A 4420-nucleotide genomic window follows, 5' to 3' on the forward strand; every position below is an offset into this window, starting at 1 on the left:
CTATATGGACTATTGGAAGTTCATTCTAGCTCCCAAGGCGAAACCAGAGCTGCTGGTCAAGCTATTTTGGCGGCACTGGGAGTCAAAAGAGAGGAATGTCTGAAACCGCGTGTTATTTCTAGCCAAATTATCCGCAACATCGATGCTTATCAAACACAACTGATTAATCGCACGCGCCGGGGACAGCTACTACTAGCAGGTCAAACGCTGTATGTATTAGAAGTGGAGCCTGCTGCTTACGCCGCACTAGCTGCAAATGAAGCGGAGAAAGCAGCAAGGATTAACATTTTAGAAGTTCAAGCTGTAGGTAGTTTTGGACGGCTGTACTTAGGTGGACAAGAACAGGATATTCTAGCAGGAGCAGCGGGAGCATTAACAGCTATCGAAAGTGTCGCTGGTCGGGTAAATTCTCTGGGTGGGCGTCAGGAGTAAAGGAGAGAAAATGGCAAATCGAGAGCATCTAACTTTACTCAAAGCAGGTGCAGTTAAATGGATTGAGTGGAGAAAGAAAAATCCCCAGATTGAACCAGACCTGAGCGCCGCGAATCTACATGGCGATAACCTCAGAGGCGCATACCTCCAAGGGGTAAACTTGAGAAAAGTCGATTTGGGTAATGCTTTACTCGTGCGAGCAAACCTCAGTGGTGCTGACCTCAGTAGTGCCAACCTCTACAAAGCTTTGCTGAATGAAGCTAACCTGAGTACAGCTAACTTTAGTGTTGCTAACTTGAGTGGCGCTATACTTACGCAGGCAGATTTGAGTCATGCCAATTTGATTGGAGCTGACTTGAGTCAGGTGGATCTTAGAGGTGCTGCGATCGCATCTGCTAATCTAATTGGTACTGACTTAAAAGGCGCTAACTTGAGAGATGCCGATTTAGGTGCAGCAAAGTTGATGCGGGCTAATCTCTCTTTTGCCAACCTCATTGAAGCTAACTTGATTGCGGCTGACCTCAGCGAGGCGAGTTTGTACGAAGCAGAAATTTTAGGAGCTTATCTTTACAAAGCTGATCTATACAAAGCTAATCTGACCAAGGCTCACCTAAGTGGTGCATATTTGTTGCGGGCTAACCTAAGTGAAGCTGATTTGAGTCAAGCTGACTTGAGTTGGACTAACCTGAGAGATGCAAATTTAGCGGGGGCGAATCTTAGAGGAACTAACCTTAGAGGAGCCGACATTCGGGGAGCTAACCTCAGCGGCGTAAATCTTCAAGAAACAATTGCTCTCAAAGCGGGGCACAGATATCATCCAAACCATTGAACCTGTTGTAAGAACATTGATTGCCTATTGAACGGCCTCTGTTTGGCTGCCACTATTTCCAAGAATTGCAGTTGCAACTGATGGTGACACGGACTACACCAACTCTGTAGATTAAGGATGGCGTAGTTATCTGCCACTCCTCTGAATGGTTACGTTTTGAAGTTAACACAAGCCGATGAAGTTCAAGATATTGAAAGACTCATAAATAAATCGTTTATATTTTTATTCATGTGATGAGAGAGATAGAATTGATTTGAGACTGTCTGGATTCCATACGTAGTTTTTAATATCGCTTGGCCATGATATTTCATCGGTTGTAGCGATTTCTAAAGTGTTGGAATTGAGTTTGTTATATAAGCCCATAAAATCACCAACTTCAATTTGATTTTTCTTAAAAGTTTGGCGAAGAAGTTCGATTGTAAACATCATATTATGGGCTTCAAAGTTGCCTTCAGTAAACAAACGCTGAAATACCAAAAATTTTATATCGTCTCGTTTTTGCTCAATAGCTCTTTGGGGTGTCATTCCAAATTTTTGTGGTAATATATCGCCTTCAATGAAAACCATAATATAATTTGGGCCTAGTATCCATTTTCGATAGCCGTTTCCGAAGGTCAAAACATTGATGAGTTGACTAGTGTGCTGCTGCCACTTCTGTTCTTGAATTTGTCGTTCTCTAAAGTCAAACACCCTAGCGTGTTCACTGATAAAGATTGTTTTAGAAAGCTTAATAGCTCTAGCCAAGTAAATTGTTCCAAGACTATCACCCGATAAATTAAGAGGTATCGAGTTTTTTACAGCGTAATTGATCAAAATTGCTACATTTTTTATAACTGGACTACCAGATAAATTTAGATAGTCAATAGCTGCATTTATCCAGTCGAGGTATCGGTTAATGAAAGCAATAATTGGACGTTGCTTCAGAAAAGAAGAGTTGTTCATATTGGCGATACCAGTTAAAAGAGTACTAGCATACCTACGGCTCCTTTTTGAAGACTCAGACTTATTTTGTCCCAGCCCAGAGACAAATATTGTAAAAAGTTCGCGTTTATCGTTTTCTGGATAATAGGCAATATTAGATGCAATCATCGTGATCGGATCAATAGATGATATAACCGAGTCAAAATCAAAAACCTCTTCGCTACCTGGGTTTTGGAATTGTCCATCAAATTTTTTATCTGGGAATAGAGCTTCAAGAGGCCAACGCCACCAGGAAGATATAATTTGTGTTGTCTTGTCTAATCTATTCATAAAAGGCTTTCCTAGAATATTGTCCCTGTCGTTTCTTTCTTGAGTACGAGCTTAGGGAAAATGTCGATAATGAATACATTATCATTGGTCGTCATCTGTACCGCAAAGTTAATGACGAAGGCAAGAATGTTGAAGGTGACAAAGTAGTTTACCGACATCAGTGGGTGGGAGCCATCGCCTTTTAGTTAATGGCATTATTAATGCAGTGGAAGAAAAAGATAACCAGCTAATCCCTTTGGAATTTAAAAAGGGACGTGTGACAAACCACAAAAGCGATCATTTCTAGTTCTGTGGTGCAAGGACGATCATACCAATTCTGTATGAAGATGCGCTAAACCATCTTTAAGTAGAAGAAAGAAAAACGAACCGCATTCGCGCAGCGTCTCGTTATAGAAGCACGCAAAGGACACAAAGAAAGAAGTTAAAAAGGTTTGGCGCAGCCTCACAAAGAAATGGTATCAAACGCTCGAACGCAAGAGCGTGCCGCAGACAAGACTCGCTAACGCTTGGGACTTAAACCAATTTCGCGGCGAGTTTATGTACCAGAAGGAGAAACACCAATCGCTGATGTGAATTGGCGGTTTAAATGGTTATGTTAGTTATAAAACTTCTTCAACCGGGTTAGAACAAGCAGATAGGGAGCGATCGCACCAACCTCACTGCCTTCATGCGATCGCTACTTTTTGTCTAAGTCCCACTATGCCTTTGCTAACCTGAGTGTGTTTGTGTTTTTGCCGTTGAAACCAGAAATGGAGAGAGCCGAAGGTGAACCGATGAGTTGAACAACTCGAAAGGCAGACGCGATCGCTCCTTCATGCAAGCTATCTCCTAGATAAGCTCCCGCATAGTAAGTATTGTTCTCTCCATTGGTGGCAAGTACTTCATCTCGATATCTAAAAGACTCAGTGGTATACAAGGGAGTGTGATGTTCTTGAGTGTGAATAATACGAACAGGATCAATCATCTTTTCTAGTTGAAACGATAAAAAATAATCCTGTGATGATGAGATGTCGCAAAGCTGATTTAAGTAACTGTTATATCCCCATCGCGTATCTATCTGGAAGAAATCAAATTCCGAGGGGTGGTGGATGTGATGATTACCATACATGGAAGTATCCGTATGAATTGTAGTGGTTGCATAATTGGCTTTCCAACCTGAGAAGCGTTTGATTTCAGCATCGGTTGGATCAGCTAACGGTGCCATTACTTGGTCAGGTGGCGTGGCAAACACGACTTTATCAAACTCCTGGATCTCACCTGGCGATCGCTCGATTTTCACACCATCTAGGCTTCTTTCAATATTGGCAATCTCCACATTCAACAAGACTTCACCTTTAAATCGTTGCGATCGCTCTGCGGTCTGTGAGTCTAAAATTTGTGACTTCATGGTTGAGCAATACCTGCCCTCCATTTGATTCAATCACTTTGACTAAGGAATTGATTACATGCTCAAAATGCTGGGTTGGGTAAAATGCACCAGCTTGATAACCCTTGAACAAAGCGACCCAGGCATAAAACGAGAGTTGATTCGGAGGTAGCAGAAAATCAGGCCATTGCAGAGCCAATAGGGTTTGGGCGGCTTGGGGTAGCTGAAACTTGTCGAATACATCCTGAAGTGTGCTGTTGAGATATTGGACAGTACAAACCACTTCACCCGGATGTTGGAGCAGTTCAATTGGCTTAACTGGAGGAGCGAGGATTTTCAAACCTGCGCTCGTTTTTTCGACATCGTTAACAAATTGGCGAATGCGATTGCTATATGCAGGAAACAACCTTGATAATCGCTGGATTAGTTCTTCCGGTTCCGAAGGAATATCTAATGCATATCCCGGCATTCGCGTGTGGTCAAAGCCATCCGGGTCGTACCGCTCAAAAGTCACTTCTTGATCTAAGCCCAGTTTCCTTCAT

The 4420-nt window shown here is 42.4% G+C and carries 4 protein-coding genes and 1 pseudogene; 2 read left to right on the plus strand and 3 right to left on the minus strand.

What is annotated here, in order from left to right; genetic code table 11:
* On the plus strand, positions 1-432 hold a 432-nt coding region (locus IQ229_RS14820; protein ID WP_194044888.1), incomplete at its 5' end, for a hypothetical protein.
* A gap of 10 nt (positions 433-442) precedes the next feature.
* Positions 443-1261, plus strand: a complete 819-nt coding sequence (locus tag IQ229_RS14825) for a pentapeptide repeat-containing protein (protein WP_194044889.1) — start codon at positions 443-445, stop codon at positions 1259-1261.
* Between the two features lie 222 nt (positions 1262-1483).
* On the opposite strand, the gene IQ229_RS14830 is transcribed toward IQ229_RS14825, so the two are convergent.
* From IQ229_RS14830 to IQ229_RS24870, 3 genes and pseudogenes are all read right to left on the minus strand, one after another.
* Positions 1484-2512, minus strand: a complete 1029-nt coding sequence (locus IQ229_RS14830) for a hypothetical protein (RefSeq protein WP_194044890.1) — start codon at positions 2510-2512, stop codon at positions 1484-1486.
* A gap of 697 nt (positions 2513-3209) precedes the next feature.
* Entirely contained in the window at positions 3210-3899 is a 690-nt protein-coding gene (locus tag IQ229_RS24865; protein WP_409339934.1) for an NAD(P)/FAD-dependent oxidoreductase, read from the minus strand.
* Positions 3868-4416 (minus strand): annotated as a pseudogene (locus IQ229_RS24870) (phytoene desaturase family protein); the annotation flags it as partial. The gene IQ229_RS24865 and the pseudogene IQ229_RS24870, both read right to left, overlap by 32 nt.
* Positions 4417-4420 lie beyond the last annotated feature (4 nt).

This window comes from Nostoc cf. edaphicum LEGE 07299, from assembly GCF_015207245.1.
In the GTDB taxonomy this organism is placed as follows: domain Bacteria; phylum Cyanobacteriota; class Cyanobacteriia; order Cyanobacteriales; family Nostocaceae; genus Nostoc; species Nostoc edaphicum_B.

What these genes read in the sequence shown, in the direction of transcription:
- IQ229_RS24865 (WP_409339934.1), bottom strand. Translation starts at nt 3,899, where the DNA reads ATGAAGTCACAAATTTTAGACTCACAGACCGCAGAGCGATCGCAACGA.
- IQ229_RS14825 (WP_194044889.1), top strand. Translation starts at nt 443, where the DNA reads ATGGCAAATCGAGAGCATCTAACTTTACTCAAAGCAGGTGCAGTTAAA.
- IQ229_RS14830 (WP_194044890.1), bottom strand. Translation starts at nt 2,512, where the DNA reads ATGAATAGATTAGACAAGACAACACAAATTATATCTTCCTGGTGGCGT.